The 20,580-nt window shown below is 39.2% G+C and carries 25 protein-coding genes, 1 tRNA gene and 1 pseudogene; 21 read left to right on the plus strand and 6 right to left on the minus strand.

What is annotated here, in order from left to right:
* Positions 1-58 precede the first annotated feature (58 nt).
* From BMW61_RS16350 to BMW61_RS16380, 7 genes are all read left to right on the plus strand, one after another.
* The gene (locus tag BMW61_RS16350) at positions 59-976 is read left to right on the plus strand and encodes a magnesium transporter CorA family protein (RefSeq protein WP_026498250.1); all 918 of its coding nucleotides are present in this window, start codon (positions 59-61) and stop codon (positions 974-976) included.
* A gap of 98 nt (positions 977-1,074) precedes the next feature.
* Entirely contained in the window at positions 1,075-1,596 is a 522-nt protein-coding gene (locus tag BMW61_RS16355) for a GNAT family N-acetyltransferase (protein WP_091824051.1), read from the plus strand.
* Between the two features lie 121 nt (positions 1,597-1,717).
* Positions 1,718-3,460 carry a DUF4153 domain-containing protein gene (locus BMW61_RS16360; RefSeq protein WP_091824052.1) on the plus strand — a complete coding sequence of 581 codons (1,743 nt, stop codon included), beginning with the start codon at positions 1,718-1,720 and terminating at the stop codon, positions 3,458-3,460.
* Positions 3,461-3,549: 89 nt separating this feature from the next.
* Entirely contained in the window at positions 3,550-3,795 is a 246-nt protein-coding gene (locus tag BMW61_RS16365) for an AbrB/MazE/SpoVT family DNA-binding domain-containing protein (protein WP_026498253.1), read from the plus strand.
* Positions 3,792-4,097, plus strand: coding sequence for a type II toxin-antitoxin system PemK/MazF family toxin (locus tag BMW61_RS16370; protein WP_022762945.1), 306 nt, complete (start codon positions 3,792-3,794; stop codon positions 4,095-4,097). Before BMW61_RS16365 ends, BMW61_RS16370 begins: the two co-directional genes overlap by 4 nt.
* Positions 4,098-4,336: 239 nt before the next feature.
* Positions 4,337-4,711 (plus strand): helix-turn-helix domain-containing protein, encoded by a 375-nt coding sequence (locus tag BMW61_RS22860; protein WP_091824055.1) that lies wholly within the window; start codon positions 4,337-4,339, stop codon positions 4,709-4,711.
* A complete protein-coding gene (locus BMW61_RS16380) occupies positions 4,698-5,231 on the plus strand; it encodes a hypothetical protein (protein WP_091824059.1) in 534 nt (177 codons plus the stop codon). Before BMW61_RS22860 ends, BMW61_RS16380 begins: the two co-directional genes overlap by 14 nt.
* A 188-nt stretch (positions 5,232-5,419) precedes the next feature.
* On the opposite strand, the gene BMW61_RS16385 is transcribed toward BMW61_RS16380, so the two are convergent.
* The gene (locus BMW61_RS16385; protein ID WP_026498807.1) at positions 5,420-6,229 is read right to left on the minus strand and encodes a helix-turn-helix transcriptional regulator; all 810 of its coding nucleotides are present in this window, start codon (positions 6,227-6,229) and stop codon (positions 5,420-5,422) included.
* Between the two features lie 127 nt (positions 6,230-6,356).
* On the opposite strand from BMW61_RS16385, the gene BMW61_RS16390 reads away from it, so the two are divergent.
* From BMW61_RS16390 to BMW61_RS16400, 4 genes are all read left to right on the plus strand, one after another.
* The gene (locus tag BMW61_RS16390) at positions 6,357-7,907 is read left to right on the plus strand and encodes a GH35 family beta-galactosidase (protein ID WP_091824062.1); all 1,551 of its coding nucleotides are present in this window, start codon (positions 6,357-6,359) and stop codon (positions 7,905-7,907) included.
* Between the two features lie 116 nt (positions 7,908-8,023).
* A tRNA-Ala gene (locus BMW61_RS22070) sits at positions 8,024-8,136 on the plus strand.
* Between the two features lie 100 nt (positions 8,137-8,236).
* On the plus strand, positions 8,237-8,815 hold the full coding sequence (locus BMW61_RS16395) for a hypothetical protein (RefSeq protein ID WP_026498805.1): 579 nt from the start codon (positions 8,237-8,239) through the stop codon (positions 8,813-8,815).
* Between the two features lie 516 nt (positions 8,816-9,331).
* On the plus strand, positions 9,332-9,808 hold the full coding sequence (locus BMW61_RS16400; RefSeq protein WP_091824068.1) for a hypothetical protein: 477 nt from the start codon (positions 9,332-9,334) through the stop codon (positions 9,806-9,808).
* A gap of 32 nt (positions 9,809-9,840) precedes the next feature.
* Here BMW61_RS16400 and BMW61_RS16405 read toward each other — a convergent pair whose 3' ends face one another.
* Positions 9,841-10,149: a type II toxin-antitoxin system Phd/YefM family antitoxin gene (locus BMW61_RS16405; protein ID WP_091824070.1), complete on the minus strand. Its 309-nt coding sequence runs from the start codon at positions 10,147-10,149 to the stop codon at positions 9,841-9,843.
* Between the two features lie 228 nt (positions 10,150-10,377).
* Here BMW61_RS16405 and BMW61_RS22075 point away from each other — a divergent pair, with 228 nt between their 5' ends.
* The 7 genes from BMW61_RS22075 (at position 10,378) to BMW61_RS16435 (ending at position 15,431) form a co-directional block, all read left to right on the plus strand.
* Positions 10,378-10,533, plus strand: coding sequence for a hypothetical protein (locus BMW61_RS22075; RefSeq protein WP_175475258.1), 156 nt, complete (start codon positions 10,378-10,380; stop codon positions 10,531-10,533).
* Between the two features lie 4 nt (positions 10,534-10,537).
* A complete protein-coding gene (locus BMW61_RS23100) occupies positions 10,538-10,750 on the plus strand; it encodes an LURP-one-related/scramblase family protein (protein ID WP_091824073.1) in 213 nt (70 codons plus the stop codon).
* 197 nt (positions 10,751-10,947) lie between these two features.
* Positions 10,948-11,193: a hypothetical protein gene (locus BMW61_RS16415; RefSeq protein WP_091824076.1), complete on the plus strand. Its 246-nt coding sequence runs from the start codon at positions 10,948-10,950 to the stop codon at positions 11,191-11,193.
* Between the two features lie 331 nt (positions 11,194-11,524).
* On the plus strand, positions 11,525-12,718 hold the full coding sequence (locus tag BMW61_RS16420) for a tocopherol cyclase family protein (RefSeq protein WP_175475259.1): 1,194 nt from the start codon (positions 11,525-11,527) through the stop codon (positions 12,716-12,718).
* Positions 12,719-12,733: 15 nt separating this feature from the next.
* Positions 12,734-13,393, plus strand: a complete 660-nt coding sequence (locus BMW61_RS16425) for a GDSL-type esterase/lipase family protein (RefSeq protein WP_091824079.1) — start codon at positions 12,734-12,736, stop codon at positions 13,391-13,393.
* Between the two features lie 3 nt (positions 13,394-13,396).
* Positions 13,397-13,933 (plus strand): histidine phosphatase family protein, encoded by a 537-nt coding sequence (locus tag BMW61_RS16430; protein ID WP_026498800.1) that lies wholly within the window; start codon positions 13,397-13,399, stop codon positions 13,931-13,933.
* A 100-nt stretch (positions 13,934-14,033) separates the two neighbouring features.
* Positions 14,034-15,431 carry an ATP-binding protein gene (locus BMW61_RS16435; RefSeq protein ID WP_091824081.1) on the plus strand — a complete coding sequence of 466 codons (1,398 nt, stop codon included), beginning with the start codon at positions 14,034-14,036 and terminating at the stop codon, positions 15,429-15,431.
* 70 nt (positions 15,432-15,501) lie between these two features.
* Here BMW61_RS16435 and BMW61_RS16440 read toward each other — a convergent pair whose 3' ends face one another.
* Positions 15,502-16,179 carry a hypothetical protein gene (locus BMW61_RS16440; protein WP_091824084.1) on the minus strand — a complete coding sequence of 226 codons (678 nt, stop codon included), beginning with the start codon at positions 16,177-16,179 and terminating at the stop codon, positions 15,502-15,504.
* A 288-nt stretch (positions 16,180-16,467) separates the two neighbouring features.
* On the opposite strand from BMW61_RS16440, the gene BMW61_RS16445 reads away from it, so the two are divergent.
* Positions 16,468-17,307: a hypothetical protein gene (locus tag BMW61_RS16445; RefSeq protein WP_091824086.1), complete on the plus strand. Its 840-nt coding sequence runs from the start codon at positions 16,468-16,470 to the stop codon at positions 17,305-17,307.
* Positions 17,308-18,236: 929 nt separating this feature from the next.
* On the opposite strand, the gene BMW61_RS22080 is transcribed toward BMW61_RS16445, so the two are convergent.
* Both BMW61_RS22080 and BMW61_RS22085 read right to left on the minus strand, forming a co-directional pair.
* On the minus strand, positions 18,237-18,389 hold the full coding sequence (locus BMW61_RS22080; RefSeq protein ID WP_170832839.1) for a hypothetical protein: 153 nt from the start codon (positions 18,387-18,389) through the stop codon (positions 18,237-18,239).
* Positions 18,390-18,446: 57 nt separating this feature from the next.
* A complete protein-coding gene (locus tag BMW61_RS22085) occupies positions 18,447-18,614 on the minus strand; it encodes a hypothetical protein (RefSeq protein ID WP_175475260.1) in 168 nt (55 codons plus the stop codon).
* 250 nt (positions 18,615-18,864) lie between these two features.
* On the opposite strand from BMW61_RS22085, the gene BMW61_RS16455 reads away from it, so the two are divergent.
* Positions 18,865-19,374 carry a type 1 glutamine amidotransferase domain-containing protein gene (locus tag BMW61_RS16455; protein WP_022763553.1) on the plus strand — a complete coding sequence of 170 codons (510 nt, stop codon included), beginning with the start codon at positions 18,865-18,867 and terminating at the stop codon, positions 19,372-19,374.
* A 252-nt stretch (positions 19,375-19,626) separates the two neighbouring features.
* Positions 19,627-20,319: a helix-turn-helix domain-containing protein gene (locus BMW61_RS16460; RefSeq protein ID WP_091824092.1), complete on the plus strand. Its 693-nt coding sequence runs from the start codon at positions 19,627-19,629 to the stop codon at positions 20,317-20,319.
* Here BMW61_RS16460 and BMW61_RS16465 read toward each other — a convergent pair.
* Positions 20,299-20,580: pseudogene (locus tag BMW61_RS16465) on the minus strand (RNA-guided endonuclease InsQ/TnpB family protein); the annotation flags it as partial. The gene BMW61_RS16460 and the pseudogene BMW61_RS16465 overlap by 21 nt on opposite strands.

The following is a 20,580-nucleotide window of genomic DNA, read 5'->3' on the forward strand; positions in this document are numbered from 1 at the left end:
AATTATCTTAAAGTATAAAGAACAAAATAGTTAAAAACATAATGTTGAAGGAAAACCGATGTTTTATTTGATTAAGGAAATGCTGGAAGAAGTTACAGCAGAAGAGATAAAGAACGCAAAAGATCAGTATGTTGCAATTCTTACATTTGAGGAATGGAGGAATTGTAGTGGCATATTTGATATGGGAATTGATATGGATATAGAAGATAAAGATATCCTGACTACAAAGGCAGAGGTGAATTATGACTCACTTACAGGTTCATTTGTAATTCCTGACAGAACCAACATGTCAGGAGAGAGTAGCAGATTTGCCTTTGCTCTTGATGAAAAGGGAATCGTATTTATCGATGATTCCGGTGCTGCAGCAAAACTGATAAAAAGGATTAAAAACACTAAGAAATGGCGTATGCCTTCGCTTGAGAGATTTCTTTACGATTTTCTTGACCAGATTGTGAAGGATGATCTACGACTCATGGAACGTTATGACAAAGAGCTTGATGCCATGGAAAATGCCATACTTAATGAAGATGAAAAAATTGCGTCCGGCAGAGTTAATGAGATAAGGAGTAATATCAGGGATCTTCGGATTCATTACGAGCAACTTATGGATTTAGGGCAGGAGTTTGAAGAAAATGAGAACAGCTTTTTCAAGCAGGAAAATATCAGATATTTCAGGCTGTTTCTTAATAGAATGGACAGGTTGCATGATACTTCAACAGCAATCAGGGACTATACCATGCAGATTAGGGATCTTTACAAGGCCCATCTTGATATAAAACAGAATAGGATAATGACTGTGCTTACAGTAGTTACAACAATATTTCTTCCTTTGACGCTTATAGTTGGATGGTATGGAATGAATTTTAGATATATGCCTGAGCTTGAATGGAGATGGGGATATCCTGTGGTTATTGCGATTAGCATTTTAATAGTACTGGTCAGTCTACTATTTTTCAGGAAAAAGAAGTGGCTATAAACAGGAATAAAGGCATATGAATGGCAGGAGGGAGTCATCATCCGCAAAGCGGATTTTAGGATGTTAATATTTCAGTATAACTACGCAAGGAAATAAATATGAATATTTTATTGGAAACAGACAGATTAAAAATAACAGAAATGACAATGGATATGGCGATGGATGTCCATAAAAACTCACTGGATGAGGACATTAGAAGATTCGTCCCTGATGAAGTTTTTGAGACACTTGAAGATGCCAAGGAAACTATAGAGTTCATAATGTCACAGTATAATTCTACTGAAGCACCTCTTATCTATGCACTGATTACAAAGGAAGAAGGGACGAATATCGGTCATGTGCAGCTAGTCCCAATCGATGATGGAAAATGGGAAATTGGATATCATGTAGCAAAACAGTACACCGGAAAAGGTTATGCTACAGAGGCAGTAAGTGCTTTCCTTCCAGTGATAACAGATCGAGTTGGTATTTCAGAAGTTTATGGCATTCGCCTTCTGGAGAATAAAGCATCAGGCAGAGTCCTTGAAAAATGTGAATTCGAAACCTTTTTTACCGGAGAAGGTCCGTATCATGACGGAGTATATGAAATTAGTAAAAGCGTTTGGAAGAAGGGAAATTGACAGTTCGCAAAGCTAAAATCCGGAAAATATGCAACAAATATCGATGAAGAATTGTATTACAGATGAGGCCCAACTCACATATACTAAAATAGCTTAGTTTGGGGATAACTTGGAGGTTTGTATGAAAATTTTTGAGAAAACAAAAAGGGGATTCTGTAATATCTTTTCGCATCATCCTGTGTCTATCGTATTATTTATGGTGGCAACGCTGTTAAATGTTATTTTTTATGGTGATAGCTTTGATCTAAGTTCTAATGTGCAGAAGGTTCTGTATTGCTGCTGTAGTGTTTTAGTTGCAGCGTCTATCAGTGCTCTATTGTGTGAGAATATCCATCTTTATCACCAGGAAAAGAGTGTAAAAAGGATAATTCTCTATGTTGTTATTATGGCTGCCGGCATAGTGACAGCGCTTATTGATGCTATCAATTATGAGACTGATTTAGTTAGAATCCTGTATGACATTACTCATCTTACAGCCAGAGGCTTTATGAGTGGTCTTTTTGTGACTCTCATTGTTCTTTATCTTTGCCTTATTATCTTTTTCTTTTACAAAAAGAGTGGTGAAACCTTTGAAATGTATGTTGCCAAGGCTTTCTGCGGAATTATGAAGTCTGAGCTTTTATACGTTATTCTGGCTATTGGTTCACTTTTTATTACTGTATTCTTTGGTGTACTTATCTTTGAAGATTGGGACTCTGATACTATTATGAGAGTTCAGCTTTTGCCTTTGGGTTTTGTTGCTTACCCTTGTGCAATTGCAGGTTTATCCGATACTGAAGATGATATCAGCAAGTTAGGTAAGGCAATCCTTAATTATGTATTTGTATTCATTATTTCAATTGCCTATTTGATAATCTATCTCTATATCATTAAGATCATTATTCAAAGGTCATTGCCTTCTGATGAGGTGTTTGAGATTCTTGCCGTACTCTTTGTTTTTGGTATAGGAATCTGGACAATGGCTTATGGCTGCGCAGAGGGACTGTTCAAGAAGATAGCAGGTCTTTTGCCATTTCTGTATATTCCATTTATTATTCTTCAGGTAATATGCATGTTCATCAGAATAGATGATTATGGTTTTACTACAATCAGATACCTGGAGATTATGTTTATTGTGTTTGAGGTTATTTACTTTGCACTTTATACCATCAGATTTTTTGGCAAAAAAGATATCGCCTATTGTGCGCTGTTTGCGATTGCTTCTCTTGTGATGGTGATATTTATATCTCCATTTGCCAATGCAAGAAATGTGGTTACTCTTTCCCGGAAATCTGAGATAGAAGAGTTTGTAGCGCTTGGTGATAATGCTACAGTTTTCGATGAAATGCAGGCCAAAGAAGCTTACAAAGTAATCTCAAAAGAAGGCGGAAGCATTGGTCAGAATTATCTAAAGGGAAAACTGACCCGGGACCAGATAGTTCTTTTATCTAAGGGGAGAGACGGGAGAGAAGATATTGATTTTTTCCAGATAGATGTAAGACTGAATGGTCGTGTTAATTCATTTGATGTAAGTAGTTATGACGAGTTTTACATTATCTACCAGAACTATGGCAAGTCATATCTTAACAGACAAAACTATTACAGTGATAATGAAAGACCGGTAATAGACCCATCTAAGCTGCTTGTTTATGTGCCGGATACTGAAGAGATGTTGACTACACTTGATCTTGAGGATGTTGCGTATGCTCTTATTGAAAAGGATAAAGAAGGCGCGTCAATTGATGAACTCAGAGCTATTGTTCCAAAAGAGATAACAACCAAAGAAGGATATAAGTTTATACCAACATCAATCCGCGTTGATGGTGCGATAACAGAAGAGACAACTATACACTATATGAGTTTTGGTGGATATTTTCTTAGATAATTAACTCGGAACGTACTAATCTGGATGACAAATAAGTTGATTTTTTTGTTTCAGGGATATACAATGTATATACAAAGGAGGTGCTGATTATGCAAGCTCAAGTTAAAACATGGGGAAATAGTCAGGGAATTAGAATACCAAAAGAGGTACTTCAGGAAGCGGCTATTTCAGTTGATGATGTTCTTGATGTAAAGGTATCTAATGGCATGATAATGCTTGTTAAACCATTTAGACATAGAACACTGGAAGAACGTGCTGCAGAGTATGGTGGGCAGCTCCATTTAGATGGCGAGTTTGACTGGGGTGAATCGGTAGGAAGAGAGATTTGGGAATGAAGGAAGAATTGCATCAGGGGGATATACTTAAGATTGAACATATCAAGAAACCGGTTCTTATTGTGAGTAAGGATTTCTTTAATCAGACTTATGAGATAATCGGATGCCCTATTTTTGAAAAAGGGGAAGCAGGACCTTTACATATACATATCGAAACTGAAGACGTAGAAGGTTATGTGCAATGTGAAAAAATGGCACTCCTTGATTTGAATATCAGGGGTTATTCAAAGATTGATAGGATACATTATCCTGACATTATAAATATCACAGACGCTATCCAAGGAATCTTTGACTACATCTGAAAATGAATCAACATGGAGTCAGTGAGATTTCTTTAGTAGGAATATATTAGCAGTGTATGATTCGGATTATGGATTGTACGCTGCTTTTACTATGTATATAATAACTCATGAATTTAATAATATTGGACTAGACACACCTTGTCCGGTGCAAAAATACGGCATTTCTCGCTTTGTGTCGTGGTAATACGTGGACAGGTTTCATATACTCCAATTATCCAAGGAGAGGAGGAAATCAATTATTGGATCAGCAAAAAGCAGGAAGATTTTTAAAAGAATTAAGACATGAAAAGGAAATGACCCAGGAACAGCTTGCACAGGTTTTTAATGTAAGCTCCAGAACCATATCACGATGGGAGAATGGAACCAATCTACCGGACATTTCTTTACTGGTTGAGATTGCGGATTTCTACGATGTGGATGTCAGAGAAATAATTGAAGGAGAAAGAAAAAGCGAGATGATGGATAAGGAAGTAAGAGATGTGGCCACTAAGATGGCTGGTTCTTTTCATGAAAATAGCCACTGTGGCCGGGATGATCATTGGCTTTTGGCGAGTGATTGTATTATATGTAATCATTGGAATTTTGTGTGTAGGCTTTCACTTGGCGCCAATTGAAGAATATGACGACATCACCCATTATAATGAATATATGTCTTTTTCCAGAAATGAAGCTCCGTTTAAGGATGAAGAAAACAAATGGACCAAGCTTGGAATGGATGAACATATCTGGCCATATAAGATTACAGATGATATGAATGTGGCGGATTTCAAAATGGTTTATTATAATCCTTGGGATGCGCAGTACCTTGGATATCTGGTTGTAGATTATTCAGCCGATGACTATGCAGAAGAAGTAAAGAGGCTTAGAGAGTACGAGTCTACTGAATACGTAGGATATTACTGCGTTAAAGAGGAAAAAACCTATGACCTTCTTGCAGTAAACGCAGATTCTTATCATGGATTTGTATATGCCCTCACTGATGGTAACGGCAGAATAATATATGGCGAGCAGTTGTTTTGCAACTACTTCATGGATCTTAAGTATGAAAAATATATCCCTACAGAGTATTTACTGGATGGATTTGATGCAACTACCAAGTCAGATTATTATAAAAAGATGCTTGGGGACGAGTAAGTTATATCGGAACGTGAACAATCGGTGTAAGACCAAACAAAAAACAGACTTCATATATTCAAAATCTGTCCTTTTGTTTGGGCTTCAGACCGATTTTCATCTGAGTGAACTAAGTCGCGGAGGCCACGGGTTCAATCCCGCGAAACGCTCCGCTGGAGATTATTGTCTATGCAGTAGTATTTCCTTTTCTATTTTCTAAATTGTGCAGGCGTAATGCCTGTCTGTTTTTTAAATATATACCCAAAATAGCTGGCATCCTTAAAACCGCATTCTGAAGCAATAGTATAGACGGGACGTTCAGGATATCGTATCAGTAGATTTCTGGCATGATTAATGCGTATTGAAGTCAGATGCTGCATTATTGTAGTTTTCGTTTCGGCTTTAAACAGACTTTGGGTATAAGCCCTGGACAGATGAACTGTTCTTGCCAAGTCATCTATGGTTATTGTCTGAGAGTAATGATCTTCCAGAAATTCTAGTATTTTGCGTACAGTCCCAGAATCAGCAACTTCTTCCGATGTGCTGATGAATCTTATGTTTTCCGAAAGCGTCAGGAGGAAATCATAGCAGATAACAGATAGTCGATGTCTTTGATCGGATTTTGGCAAATGCGTTATCTCCAAAATTTGTTTTTCATAACGTAAAAATGGATTTTCATGATTAAAATGATAAACGCCTGATTCCTGCATGCGTAAAGATCTTAATATCTCCAGACAATTTGCTCCTGAAAACCCAATAAAACTTACGATCCACGAATCATCGACTGCATTATAAGAATGATTGATCCCGGGGTATATAAGAATACCCTCCCCGGGATTCAGAATGGATTTTCTGTTTTCGATTATTACATTTCCACGTCCGGATTCACAATAGAACCATTGGAAGAATGGAAGCCCGTTTGGACGATTTATCGGTTCCTGATTATGCATCATTCCTAAAAGATTTATGGAAAGTGGATGATTGTTTTGTGATACATGTGATGGATATGAATAAAGCATAAAAAACTCCTTTAAATATCGGACTATTCTTATATAAATATAATAATAATCTGATGAACCGGTCAACCCAAAATAATATAATTACCTTGTAAATACATACATTCAAAACAGATGAAGGAGAAGAAAAATGATCCCTGAAATAAGAAAAGATAATGGTATTGATACACTCTATGTTCATGGACAGCCTTTTTTTGCACTGGCCGGTGAGATTCATAATTCCAGTGCCAGTGATCTTGAGTATATGGAGAAGCAGGTTTTGCCATATCTGAAAGACCTGAATATGAATTCGGTCATTGTACCTGTATATTGGGAAAAAGTCGAGGAACAGGAAGGAAAATTTGACTTTAGCCTGGTTCGGGGAATTATTGATCAGGCCAGGGATAATGGAATGAAACTGATACTTCTGTGGTTTGGGCTATGGAAAAATGCAGAGTCAATGTACGTTCCCGGATGGATGAAAAAAGACACAGAGAAATATTTCCGCGTTAAAAAGGTGAACGGAGAGCTGGTAAATACTATTTCACCATTTTGTGATGAAGCTGTGCAGAAGGATGCCAGGGCCTTTAAGGAATTGATGAAATTTCTCAGGAACTATGACGAAGAAGAGAGCACGGTCATAACGATGCAAGTCGAAAATGAAATTGGCTTATTAGGTACAGCCTGTGACTACTCAGATGCAGCTAAGGCTGCTTTTGAAAAAAGCATTCCTGATGCGTTATTTGAAAAACTGAGTGAGGATGATACATCAGAAAAAAGAACCTGGAGAGATGTGTTCAAAAGAGATGCAGAGGAGGCATTCATGGCGTATCACTTTGCTAAAGCAGTGGAAGTGATAACTGCTTCGGGCAGAGAAGAGTATCCTCTGCCGTGCTATGCTAATGCCTGGCTTAAACAGTATCCCTGGTATGCAGGATCATATCCAAGCGGAGGACCTGTTACACAGATGCATAAAATCTGGAAAGCAGCAGCCCCGTCGCTGTTTGCACTTGCACCGGATATATATGTTTCCTATGTTCCTGATGTGATGGATGAATATCATTATGAAGGGAATCCATTGTTTATTCCTGAGGTACGCAAAGATGCTGTAACAGCTTCTTATTGCCTTTATGCTTTTGGAAAGCACAATGCAATTTGCTATTCACCGTTTGGGATTGAAGAATTAGCCATGGATCCAGAGCTGATCAATAGTCCGCCGATGGAGGTTATGATTGCTCTGAATATTGACCCTACCGCGTTTGATATTGCAGGGAGCAAGAATTATCTGGCAAGGACCTATAAGCTGATTGAGGAACTAAAACCTCTTATTATAAAATACCGTGGAAGCGATAAGCTTCAAAGCTTTGTCCAGCATAGGGATACTGATTTCGGGAGTTATCTTGCGTTTAAAGAGTATAATATACACGTTTCCTATGCCCATAGGGAGAGATTAAAGCCTGTAGGTGGCGGTATGATATTCGAAATTGAACATGATAAATTCCTGTTGGCCGGTACAAATTGTAGTTTTAGATTCCATCCACTTCCCGGCGAAAATTGCACAGTTGGAATACTCAGATATGAAGAAGGCCGTTTTGATAACGGAGAATGGAAGTGCGGTCGTATCCTCAACGGTGATGAGGCAATGACGATCTCACTTGGCGCAATGCCAGAGTGTAAGCTGATAGAAGTTTATAAGTATTAATATTAGGAACTCTCCTTACTTGGAGGGTTCTATTTTTTGCTATTAAAACAGTAGTGTATCAGCAGCTTTATGGATTTCTGATACAAGTACATTTTCTTTTGATATAATGACTTCAAGGGGCATTAGCTCAGCTGGGAGAGCGTCAGGTTCGCAATCTGAAGGCCTAGCGGAAGAACTTCTTGGAATTGATGATGTAATAGAGACGGTACGTCCACTGGCCGATGCCCTACATGCTGTTATACAGGGGGATGAGGGAGAAGTATACTGATGGGGAAATCTTATATGTTGGCGGATTTCGCAAAAATAGAATGAGAATGGACTTACGGTATATGGGAATCGATTTAGAAAAACTTAAAGAAAAGTATTCAAAGAATAAACCCACTTTTTCGTTATCAGAGTTAATGCTATGCATCTCCTTAATCATAATCGGATGCGCATTGTTTTTCGCCATGCCAGATGATATGGGTATTTTAGGCTGGATATTGTTTGTAGTAGGTACTTTCCTGAATGTTGTGGGAATTTTCAGACTTGCTGCAATGGTACCGGAGGTAAAAAGTGATCTGGGAAGCAAAATAGCAACAGTGGCATCGCTCTTTGCTTCAGTTTTCATACAGTTCATCGGACTTTTGTATCTATATAAGAGCGGCGGAACAGGAAAAGGAGCAGCCATCGGCACGCTTGCTTTATGCATCAGCCTTGGACTTGTCATATATGCTGTTGATTTTGAAGATGAGAGACATCAGAAAAAGATAAAAATAGCATGTGCGATCATCACGATTTTTCTTGTTGTTATAGCCGTCTTTCTTAACATCAGAGATGATTTTTCTACTGCCAGTGTCTCTGTGGGAACAATACTGCTGATAGAAGCATTGATAACCGGTAGAATTGGATTTTTATCACAAAAATAGAAAACAATAATGCCCCGCAACCTCAGTAATAATCTGGATTGCGGGGCGTTGGATGCTTTTTTCCATATTTCATATCATTGGTTGAGCGTATGTTAAGAATGGTCTTGGTTCCTTTCTTAAATGCATTCTTATCAATTGATTTGATACAAGAGCCGGTTATGCCAAGATACCTGATCTTTTTTGACTTTGAGAAGGCGTTTTTTTCTAATTTGCGGGGAAAGAGCCATGACAAAGAGCAAAGGCAATCACTGCAATAATGTTGAATAGGATTATTCTTTTTTATCCATATTTACCCCTCTCATATAACAGAAGATGATTAGTATATGTGTGGCAGGGGCTATACATATCCATTACCATTAGGCTATATGGCAAAAATGCCAAGCAGAATGCTGTAAACTATTATGAAAATATATCCGATAAACAAAATAGCAAGGGATTGCCAGACATTGGTGGTGATGGACCGGATCCACCAGGGTCTGGCTTTTTATTACCATTTTGTGTATTGGAGGTAAGCGGATGAATATAGAAGGGATTAAGGATACAGATACTCAGCGGCATATTTATACTCACAGTTTAAAACCGGAAGACAATAAGGCTTCCAGATCAACATTTTTGGAAATTTTTAATAGCAGAGCGCAAGACTATGTTCAGGATAAGCGACCATGTGAATATTTTGATCTGGCAGACCAAAATGGATTCATATCATACAAGAGTGCTGTTTTTGTCTGTAACCATAAAAATAATACTCTTGAGCTGGGAAACTGCTCTGATGAACGCAACTGCATCAGGGTAAAGTTGTCAAAAGGCGGGAGTTTGCTTGTGAACAGAGATAACATTGATGATCTTCTCATGAGCATAGGCATGTTTTCTGCCAAGGATCAGGGGCTTATCATGCAGGCTGTCATGAAGGATAAGATGGCTCAGGCAGCAAAACAGAAGTCAGAGGAACACGAGGAAGTAGATAAGTTGATGGATATGGTAAAGGATGAATGATTCTGTGTGAAGAAAAGCGTCAAAAAACAGGGTTACAAACACGGTATTCCTCGTTTGTAACCCTGAAGACTCAATACAGGTTCATTATTCATTCTTAGCGAGCGAGATATCAACAGATTAAAGTCTGGCCTTCCGGCAAGTCTTTTTTCTTCTATTTCAACAAGTTTTTCCCTGAGTGCAAGGGTACGTTCCCTTTCATTATAGGCTTCAATATCCATTACAACGAGATCTCCTTCGCCATTTTTTGTCAGAAAAACTGGGGATTTTGTTTCTTTACACAGAGCAGATATCTCATTATAATTCTGCCTTATTTTTGCAGAAGGTCTTATTAGTGTCTGCATTTAAACACCTCCGGTTTACATAGCAATATTGTGACTATATTACAGCTGAATATTACTATGTCATCTACAATGTAACAATGTTCCCGTTATTGGCAAAATAACAGCAACAGTTTCTTCGTTGTTGATATATATTTCGTGTAGGAATTCGCATATACTGTAAACATCAGATGAGCAGATGATAAGTGATGCCTCACATGATAACGGTATAAATGAAAGGATGAAAAAAGTATGGGAGTATTTTCAAAGGTACACAGATATAAAGAAGCCGGCGAGGCTGCAAATGTCAACAATGTTGAACGCTTTGGAGAACCGGCAAAATCTCTTTTTACAACATCAAAGGTATTTACACTTCATCACAAGATAGATATGAACAGATTCTTCTGAGAATGTGGTATATCAGGCTGAGACACAGTTCCCTTCAATCCATGATAAGACAGATATTTATGATGCATCAGGGAACAGAGTAGCCCACATAGAAAGGAAGTTTTTTACTTTGCATGAACGCCATTTTGTTACCATGGCAGAAGGGGCTTCCTTTGAAATATCAAATGAGATCCTGCATATAATCAAGGACATTACAAATATAGTAAACATGGAATAATGAGGAAATCTGGATTCTTGTCTCTTAGAATCCGGATTTTATGCGTATGAAGACAGAAGCATATATTTCTTGTGTGAATCTGAAAATCCATTACTTTGCAAATATGAGTATTTATAGAAATTTAATATTTCCAAAACCTTTGCATTAGATCAAATATGTTAAGGTTAAATATGCAGATTATGCAGATGGAGGTGTTTATGGGAAGAATCAGCAAAGCCATCGAAAAGAAAAAGAAAGAGCTCATGTGGCTTAAGATAAAGCTTGGAATAAAGGTAGGAGCTATAGTTCTTGTTCCTGTCGTTATTGGCATCCTTATCCATATCATAAAGAAAAAGGCAAAAAAGCGCGTAAAAAGCAGGTTCAGGGAGACCATTAGAAGTCACGCTGTGCCAAAGCATGAAGAAGATGAAGAACTTGAGTTGTATGATGAGACTATAGACTAAATTTGTGTGATGTTGTTTTGGCTCTGACTGCTTATGAAAAACAGAAAAGATAAAGTTCATGGCTTGTGTATGTCTCGGGCTTACATTCATGACAATAGCATTTTTTCTTGGACCGATCTATGGGCTTTTTTCCATGTATCAAGGAGCGAACTTCTGGTTTCATCTTATTGTCCCGCTTGCTGGTACGGCTTTTTGAACTGGGGACGTCCAATAGGAATAGTGATATTTGCAAGTTTGTGTTTGGCAACATTTTTGTTTGCGCTACTTATGCGGTTTATGAATCTAAGATTTAGTCTGATTAAGTAAGAGAAATATTTGGGAGACATAGTAGATGAAAATTGATAATTTTAACAGACATAGCAAATGGCGTGATCAATTCATGCTTCGCGGGCCTCTTGCTCATTTGGGATATGACTGGTGGTGGCATTCCTTCACTGCTCAGGATGCAGAGACTGGGGAGGACAAACCATTTTTTATTGAATTTTTCATTTGTAATCCGGCGCTTGCTGAGAAGGATCCAGTGTTTGGGCAGCTTTCCGAAAACAAAAATAAGGGGAAGAAACCATCATATCTAATGGTCAAAGCCGGAACCTGGGGAGAGGATGCCTGCCAGCTTCATAGATTCTTTTCACTTAAGGATGTAAAGATACACGGAAAAGCACCGTATAAGATAAAGGCAGGGGACTGCTTTGCTTCTGAAACGGCCCTTAAAGGAAGCATCTCCATATCGAAGGAGGAAGCAGAGTCACATCCTGAGTGGATGTGCGATCATGGAGAGATATCTTTCGATCTTATAATTGATAAGCAGATAGCCTTTAATGTGGGGTATGGAGCAAGTAAGCCTCTTAGGGATGTTGAAGCCTTTGCTATGTACTGGCATGCAGAAGGGATGAAGAGTGCCTATGGAGGCATAATTACCTTTAATGGAAGAAAATATATTGTTGCGCCGGGAAAGAGCTACGGCTATGCAGATAAGAACTGGGGAAGGGATTTTACAAGCCCCTGGGTGTGGCTGTCCTCCAACTGTCTTAAAAGTAAAAAGACCGGAAGGATGCTTCATAACAGCGTATTTGATATCGGAGGAGGAAGACCTAAAATTTACTTCGTCCCGCTGGACAGAAGACTTCTTGGGGTATTCTACTACGAAGGAAAGGAATACGATTTCAACTTTTCAAAGCTACATCTTCATGTGCAGACACAGTTCAGCTTTGAGGAAAAAGAAGACGAAGTCATATGGCATGTAAGGCAGGAGAATATAGTGGCTGCAATGGAGACAGAAATACACTGTTTGAAAAAGGACATGCTGCTAATAAACTATGAAGCTCCTGACGGACAAAAGCTCCATAACAGGCTTTGGAATGGTGGAACCGGCTATGGAACTGTAAAAATGTATGACAAAAAAGGCGGCAAAATGATCCTCGTAGATGAGATAGAAGCTACCCATGTTGGGTGCGAATACGGAGAATATGGTATGAAAGACTTTAGCGATGAAGCTAAGGAAACAGTAAAACGGCTGGTAGGTTAGGAGAACTGATAAAAAATGGAAGAATTCGTGAAAAACATGTTCCAGAGACAGAAAGACGAGAAGCTCGAAAGATACAGGCGCCTTAACAGGAATGTGGTGAAGGGGCAGATACTGTTTACCGGTTCATCCCTGATGGAACAGTTCCCGGTCAATGAGATCGCAATGACACACGGCATTGACAAAATAATATACAATCGAGGAATTGGCGGATATACGATACCGGAGATGCTTGATGCCATGGATGAGCAGATATTCGACCTTGAGCCTGGAAAGATATTTATCAACATTGGGACAAATGACATTAGCCGTGAGGATGAAACTTTGGAAATGCTGATAGCAGACTACCGTTCTGTCCTTAGTGGGATCAGAAAAAGGCTGCCAGAAACAAAGGTATATCTTATGGCATACTATCCTGTTAACATATCTGTTGCTTCAAAGCAGCCGTGGCCTGATGCTGATAAGGCAGCGAGGCTTCGATTCGAAAGGCTTGAAAAGGCAAATTCAGCGGTAAAAGAACTTGCTGAAGAGTTTGGATATGAATACATAGACGTTAACAAAGGCCTGACAGATGAAACCGGTCAGACCAGGGAAGAATTTTCAGTAGATGGGATACATATGTGGCCGGATGCATATGAGATTGTTTTTGAAAATATGAAGAAATACATCATGGAGTGATATATGGGACATTTTTACTTTATTAGACATGGACAGACGATCTGGAATGTAGAGAATAAGATATGCGGGGCTACCGATATAGAGCTGACAGATCTTGGACACCGGCAGGCGGTGGAAACAGCAGAAAAAATTCTTGAACAGGGGATAAAGGCAGATGAGATACTGACATCTCCACTGGTAAGGGCTTCTGAAACAGCAAGGCACATCTCTGAGATCACGGGAATTCCAATGAGAATTGAAGAAAGGCTCATCGAGCAGAATTTTGGAAAATATGAATCCACGGCAAGGGATGGCAAAGAATTCCATGAAGCAAAAAAGGATATGGCAAGCAGGTTTGGCTCGGGAGAATCCATGCTGCAGCTTGCTCAGAGGATTTACAACCTTCTGGACGACATCAAAGCATCCGACAAGACATATATCCTGGTTGCGCATAATGGTATTGCAAGAATCGTGGAGTCATATTTCAGGGAAATGGATAACGAGGAGTTCTCGTCATTTGGCGTAAAAAACTGTGAGATAAAAAGGTATGACTTTTCTTGAGAAGATGCCCTAAAATTGACTTTATGTGGGCATTATACTAAAATATATTTTAGTAAAAGATAATTAACTAAAACATATTTGATGTTTTTTGGAGCGTATTATGTTTATTGGCAGAGAGCAGGAACTGAAGATACTTAATGAAACATATGACAAGCCCGGCTTTCAGATGACAGTAATATACGGGCGAAGAAGGATCGGCAAATCCAGGCTTATCACTGAATTTATAAAGGATAAAAAAGCTTCATACTATGTGGCATCGCAGACAAGCCTGGAGGACAATGTCAGAAAGTGGGGTGGGCAGTTCATTGATGATATAGCGCCAGAACTTGAAGGCGCAGAATTTAGCGACCTTGAGAATTTTTTCAAATTTGTGGGGAATACATGTAAGGATGAAAGGGTAATCATTGCCCTTGATGAGATTCCTTATGTTGCCGAGGCAGATGAGTCCTTTTTATCCAGGTTTCAGATTGCGATAGATACCATTCTTGCAAAAAAGAACATTTATCTGATAATCTGCGGATCTGCAATCAGCTTCATGGAAAAGGAAATCCTTAGTGAAAAGAGCCCTGTTTTTGGAAGAAGGACTAACCAAATTTTCTTAAAGCCCTTCGACTATCTGGATTCGGCCAAATTTGTGCCGAAGTATTCCGCAGAGGAAAAGGCTATTGTGTATGGTGTTACCGGCGGAGTCGCCAAATATCTCTCATTATTTGATGACAGGCTTTCTCTGGATCAGAATATCATCAACAATTATTTTACTTCCTCCGGATATTTATTTGAGGAGCCTCATAACCTTCTGACTCAGGAATTCAGGACAATCAACACATATAATTCGGTCATAGAAGCCTGTTCCAACGGGGCAAATAAGGTTAATGAGATTTCTGACAGAACTCATGAATCCACGGCTACGTTATCCTATGTCCTAAAGAATCTTATGACAGTGGGCGTAATATCCAAGGTTTTTGCAATAACAGATGAAAAGAACAAGAAGAAAGTAAGCTATGAAATAACAGATGGAATGTACCGTTTCTGGTACAGGTTTGTGCCCATGGCAAGGACTGCAATAGAGATGGGCAGGGGGGATGTTTACTACCAAAAATATGTCAAAGACAAGCTGCACGAGTTTATGGGTGAAATATTTGAGTACATGTGCAGATATTATGTCCTGTTAAAGGGAATGGATGGAGAGCTTGGCTGCTTCGTGACAAATGCCGGTAAATGGTGGGGGAATGGTCATGACAGAAAGCCCACGGATATCGATGTCGTTGGAATAGATAATACCAGTAATAAAGCACTTATCGGGGAATGCAAGTTTAAGAATGAGCAGATCGATAAAGGCATTTACGAAGCCCTGATGGACAGAAAGGGGCTTATAGACAGAAAATATGAGGAAGTGCAGTTTTTGTTCTTTTCCTTGTCAGGATATTCAAAATGGGTTGAAGAAAATGCGGATAAGGGTAAAGTTAAGCTGCTGACATTGGAAGATCTCTATATATAAAAACAGGATAGACCTGGATTAATATATTTATGAACCCCGCCTACTTCTAGAGTCGGAGGGGTTCACATTGTCAGGCGACTGTCAGGAGCTTATTTTTTATGCAGATTTTTGCACCAAGGATCTTTTCAACAGAGTCAGCAAATTCAACTGTGATCCTGCCTGTGGAAACAGATTTTACGATACCCTGGCCATACTTGGTATGAGTAACTGTGCAACCTTCGGGGTAGATATTCTTTATCTCATCATCTGTAAGCTCAGGCTCGACTATTTTTGTCGCCTTGATTATCGGAGCAACTGGCTTGGGTTTAGTCTTGGATACAGCGTTCTCACAGAGGCAGTCAAGAACAAAGCTCAGATTCTCATTTGTAAAAAAGATGATCTCATGAGGCAGATTTTTAGGGGTATCATTCATCTGCAGAACTCGGTTAGCGTTTTTGATGAACAGAATAGCTTTACTTCCGACTTCTTCATAACCGGAGATTATTTCCTCAATTTCATTCACGTCTGTTTCTCTAAGAACAATTGCAAGATTGTCAGCTTCAGCCATCCTTTTTATATAGTTATAATCCTTTTCTGTAGCATGTAACTGATACCTGCTATATAACAGTGTGTTTACATTCAGGATTGAACCATGGTCACCAAATTTGCAGACTTTATCAATGTCTGCATAGCGGTCAGTGGTCATCTTAAGCCCTTTCTCCTGAATCAGTTCACATGCTTCTTCGTAAGAGTACAATTGGTTTTCCATATCGTTATTACTTCCTTTTCTCAAAAATGTGCAGGAGAGTATCTTACAATAACGGAAAGTTGCTTTCAATAGTATTTTTGTTTCTTAAGAAAAGTTTAAAAAAGAGCTACTAATCATTTTGTATGATAGTTTTGGCTGTGATTTATAAACTAGAATAGTTTATAAATATCGAACGTTATTCTTTGGCTTGGTGCAAATTTATGCTATTGTATTTTATAGATATTCTTTAGAAATTATATATTTAAATTCTGTTCTATTGAGCATAGCACAGATTATCAGGAGGCATACATGTTACATATCATAATTCTCAGCAAGGGTTATTTCCCGGATAAGTTAAATAGTAAGGATACTGCTAAGGACAGGGTTATTGTCATAGCATCAGCAAACGATTCGATACCGGTGTCTGCTTATCAGAATGAGATGTTAAGGAATATGGAGGTAAAACTCCTTCCTGATATTAAGGATAGTTCTGCAGAAGGAAAAACCATGCTTCGCATTGCCCAGGCGATGCTCATAGGTCAGCTCACGGCAACCGAAAAGGAATATGAAATCTATACAGATGATGCTGTTCTTATAAAAGGACTTTCTCCTTTTACAGGGATCAAAACTTCTGCAAAAAGGCAGCCCCGCAAAAAGGTAAACATAGAAGTTGAGACGAAAGAAAAGAAGACTGCAGTAACCAAGGAGAAGGCAGCAAAGAAACAGAAAGAGCCTTCTAAGAAGCAGACTGCAAAAACATCAGAAAATGTAGCAAAGTCTGAAGCAGGAGAGATGAAGAAGGAATCAGAGCCTCGAAAGAGAAGGCCCATGATCACAAATAAGCTGGCAGACTATACGGCAAAAAAGGAAAACGCGCCTGAAAAGAAAGAGAAAAAAGCACCTAAGGCTGCTGCTCCAAAGAAATCAGCTGTAAAAATCCCTACGCTTGCCCAGATAAAAAAGGTACTGGGTGCAGCAAACAGCAGCTATGCCAAGGCCGTACTTGAAGCGTGCAAGAATTCCAACCAGATCACATTCGAGATGAACACAAGAATGGAACTGGCAAAGGCGGGACTTGATGCAGTTGCTTGCCAGGAACTTGCAAAGACCCTTAACGACGAATTCGGAAATGCTCTTCCGACAGCATGAAAACTGTTGCCAGTTACTACTTTGAATAAAAAGGTATATTCCAATTGGAGTACTCCAAAGAGTGTTAAGGTCAAATAACTTTCATCTGATATTCACATAAAGTAAAAGCATGAGCTCCTCATATTGAGGGGCTCGTTTTATAAACCGGATCAATTTTTTTCCTTGCGGCAACAATAATCCATTACAGGGTATTATCAGATTAATGAGGAAGGCTGGAGCTTTGTCACGTAAGCTCCAGCCTGGTTTTAATGAAGAAAAGTTTGTGTTCTTATGAGGGGGTTAAGAGATGTTTTTGTTCTCTTTATGATTATATGATACAGATAAAATCGTAAGAGAAAGTGACCGATCTGTGTAAAATGTGTGAAATCCTCCTGCGAGACATCTCTGTAAATCGCCGGGTTAGAAATATATATCTGATGATATCGCAACAGAAGGTATTTTTATGGGATATCAGGGTGAGTATACTAAAGAAGTCGTATGAAATCAGTTTTTTGGGAGGGAAAAATAATAGACTAAGCAAAAGGGAAAGCTCCGGGAGCCGCACTGGTCATCCAACCCATTCCATGGGAGATATGCAGTATTACCGGAGCTATATCCATAAACTAGAGATACTATCATTTATTTTATTCTTAGGAGAATATCTTTGTAAACAATTGCTTTTTAGCATATCGCACGGTATTGCGATAACAGACTGTAAATTTGAAAGTGCAATTGGATATTACTTTCAAAACCAGCTGTTTTTCTTAACTTTGGTACTAGGAAATCCGGTTACAGCAAGATAGAATTAATATAACAAGGAGCGAATAACAGCCTCCACATAGGAAAACACAGAGACCAGATGATGACGAGCGTTGGCATGGCTTGCTGTTGTCTGGTCTCGCCAATTAATCACCTTGAATCGCTATTTTCTGTGGCAACCCAGGCTGGTTTTAAGCATCCTTGTAATCATCGGCTGATTCTCCGGTCACTTCACAGTACTTCTTCAGAAGGTCACTGTCTGAAAGAGCCTTTAGTTCATCGGCATTTCCGTGACCAAATTCTACTATGACTCCAATAGCTTTTTCTCTGAATTCATCACTCATAGGCGATCTCCTTTTCATATAGCTGCCAATTTTTAATTCATGAAAAATCACTTCCTGTCAGAACAGGAAAAACTGTACACAGGCAAATACCGCAGTAGCTATGAAAAGAACGCCTGCAATTAAAAGCTTTTGTCTAAGCGCAGCAGTATCTGTATATTTCCCATTGAATTCGATTGCATCTATTATTTTTGGATTGTTTTTATTGAATGGAATAATCTTTGCCATAACTGTTCCCTCTTGAGCTGACAATAGACTTCTTGTTTTGAAAATATTAGCTTCTAAATGTGACCATTGTGCGATAAGGGAATAAAACATTTATAAAAAAAGCTGAAAGAAAATGTATAATGGTTTTAAGAAGAAAATGAGAGATGAGAACATTAAATCGTCGTCCTTGCGGTAGTGACAACTGTTACCACAATAAAGCACTGGTCAACAATGTAACATGTACGAATTGGTACAAAAAAGGAGGAAGCCTATGAAGAAGATACTTCAGCTTGTCAGCGATGATTTTGAGGATCTTGAACTGTGGTGTCCCGTCATGCGCCTTAGGGAAGCGGGATGCAGGGTTGACTTGGTAGCGGAAAAACCGGGACTTTATCATGGAAAGTATGGAGTCCCGTGTGAAGTATCCCTGTCATTTCATGATGTTGACTCAAAGGATTATGATGGTATCCTCGTCCCTGGGGGCTGGGCGCCTGATAAACTAAGGCGTTTCCCGGATGTACTCCAGATAATAAGGGAGATGAATGATGACAGCAAGCTCATCGGGCAGATATGTCATGCAGGATGGGTACTTGCTTCTGCCGGCATCTTAGCAGGACGAAAGGTCACAAGTACGCCTGGCATAAGGGACGATCTTTTAAATGCAGGCGCGATTTGGCTCGACGAGCCATGCGTTGTTGACGGGAATATTGTATCAGCAAGGAGACCACCGGATATCCCGGACTACATGAAAGCCCTTGTGGATGTGCTGCAAAGGCAATGATCAGCTTCGATCAAATGCTATAGTGGGTTCTATTCGTGTTTAGCATGAATAGAGCCCGTTTTTTATGCCTGCCAGACCCTTTGCCAGGAATGATTATCATATGAAACATTATTTACATCCCGATCTTTTACTCAAGTACAGCTTGAATAATTAATTGAAACATAAAGCTGCTCTCGCTAAAATAATAGTGAATATAGAAGTATCATTAAACTGTAAGGCAGAGAACTCTCATAAATAGCAGGGAGGGTAAAGATGAGCATAGGTAGTAATATAAAGGGCTTAAGAGAAGACAGGAAATATACTCAGGAGCAGGTTGCAGATGCGCTTGGAGTTACTTTTCAAGCCGTATCGTCCTGGGAAAGAGACGAATATAAACCGGATACTGAAAAACTGATCAAGCTGGCGGAGTTTTTTGATGTATCAGTCTCTGCAATTGCAGAAGAGAAGAACAATACATTTAAGACGAAAGAAGCCATCTACGACTGGGAGCACATGAAGACTTATGTAAAGACAACCGCCAGGTATTTCAAGCTTCCCAATACGTTAAAAGCTGTTGATTATGCGATAAAGGCCCATGAAGGACAAAGCAGAAAGCATTCTTCGATTCCGTATATCTATCACCCGCTGAATCTGGCCTGTCATGCATTATCCATGGGAATAATGGATGATGCTGTAATAGCAGCCTGCCTTCTGCATGATGTAATTGAAGACTGTTCTGTAAAACTGGATGACCTTCCTGTTGACGATGAGATAAAAGGACTGGTAAGCCTGTTGTCATGTGAAAAGACAAATGATCAGAACCGGGCAGAGATCATAAGCAGCTACTATGAAGCAATTTCCGGAAATCCCAAAGCTTCGCTCATTAAGTGCATGGATAGATGCAATGAACTACCACCACCGACTCTGCGTCGGAAGAGGTTTCTGTTATGCCGCAAAGCGGCATGAACCTTTGGGATGCTTAGTGCATCCCAAAGAACAGGGCATGTCCACTATGCCTCTATCCCATTGGGTTACCTTTGGGAATACTTTTCTTAAGATATTTGCAGCTCCATTTATATCTGCATTTGTTATTGTCCCATCGTAGTGCCTGTAGAGTCCACGCTTTATCCTTTTTCCCGAAAAAACATAGTCAGACTTTCTGCCCTTTTTATACACAGGGATCTCATCCATCGCAAGGAAATCCGCTTTGGATGTATAGCTCTCTTC

Source organism: Butyrivibrio sp. ob235, from assembly GCF_900109475.1.
Taxonomy (GTDB): Bacteria; Bacillota; Clostridia; order Lachnospirales; family Lachnospiraceae; genus Butyrivibrio.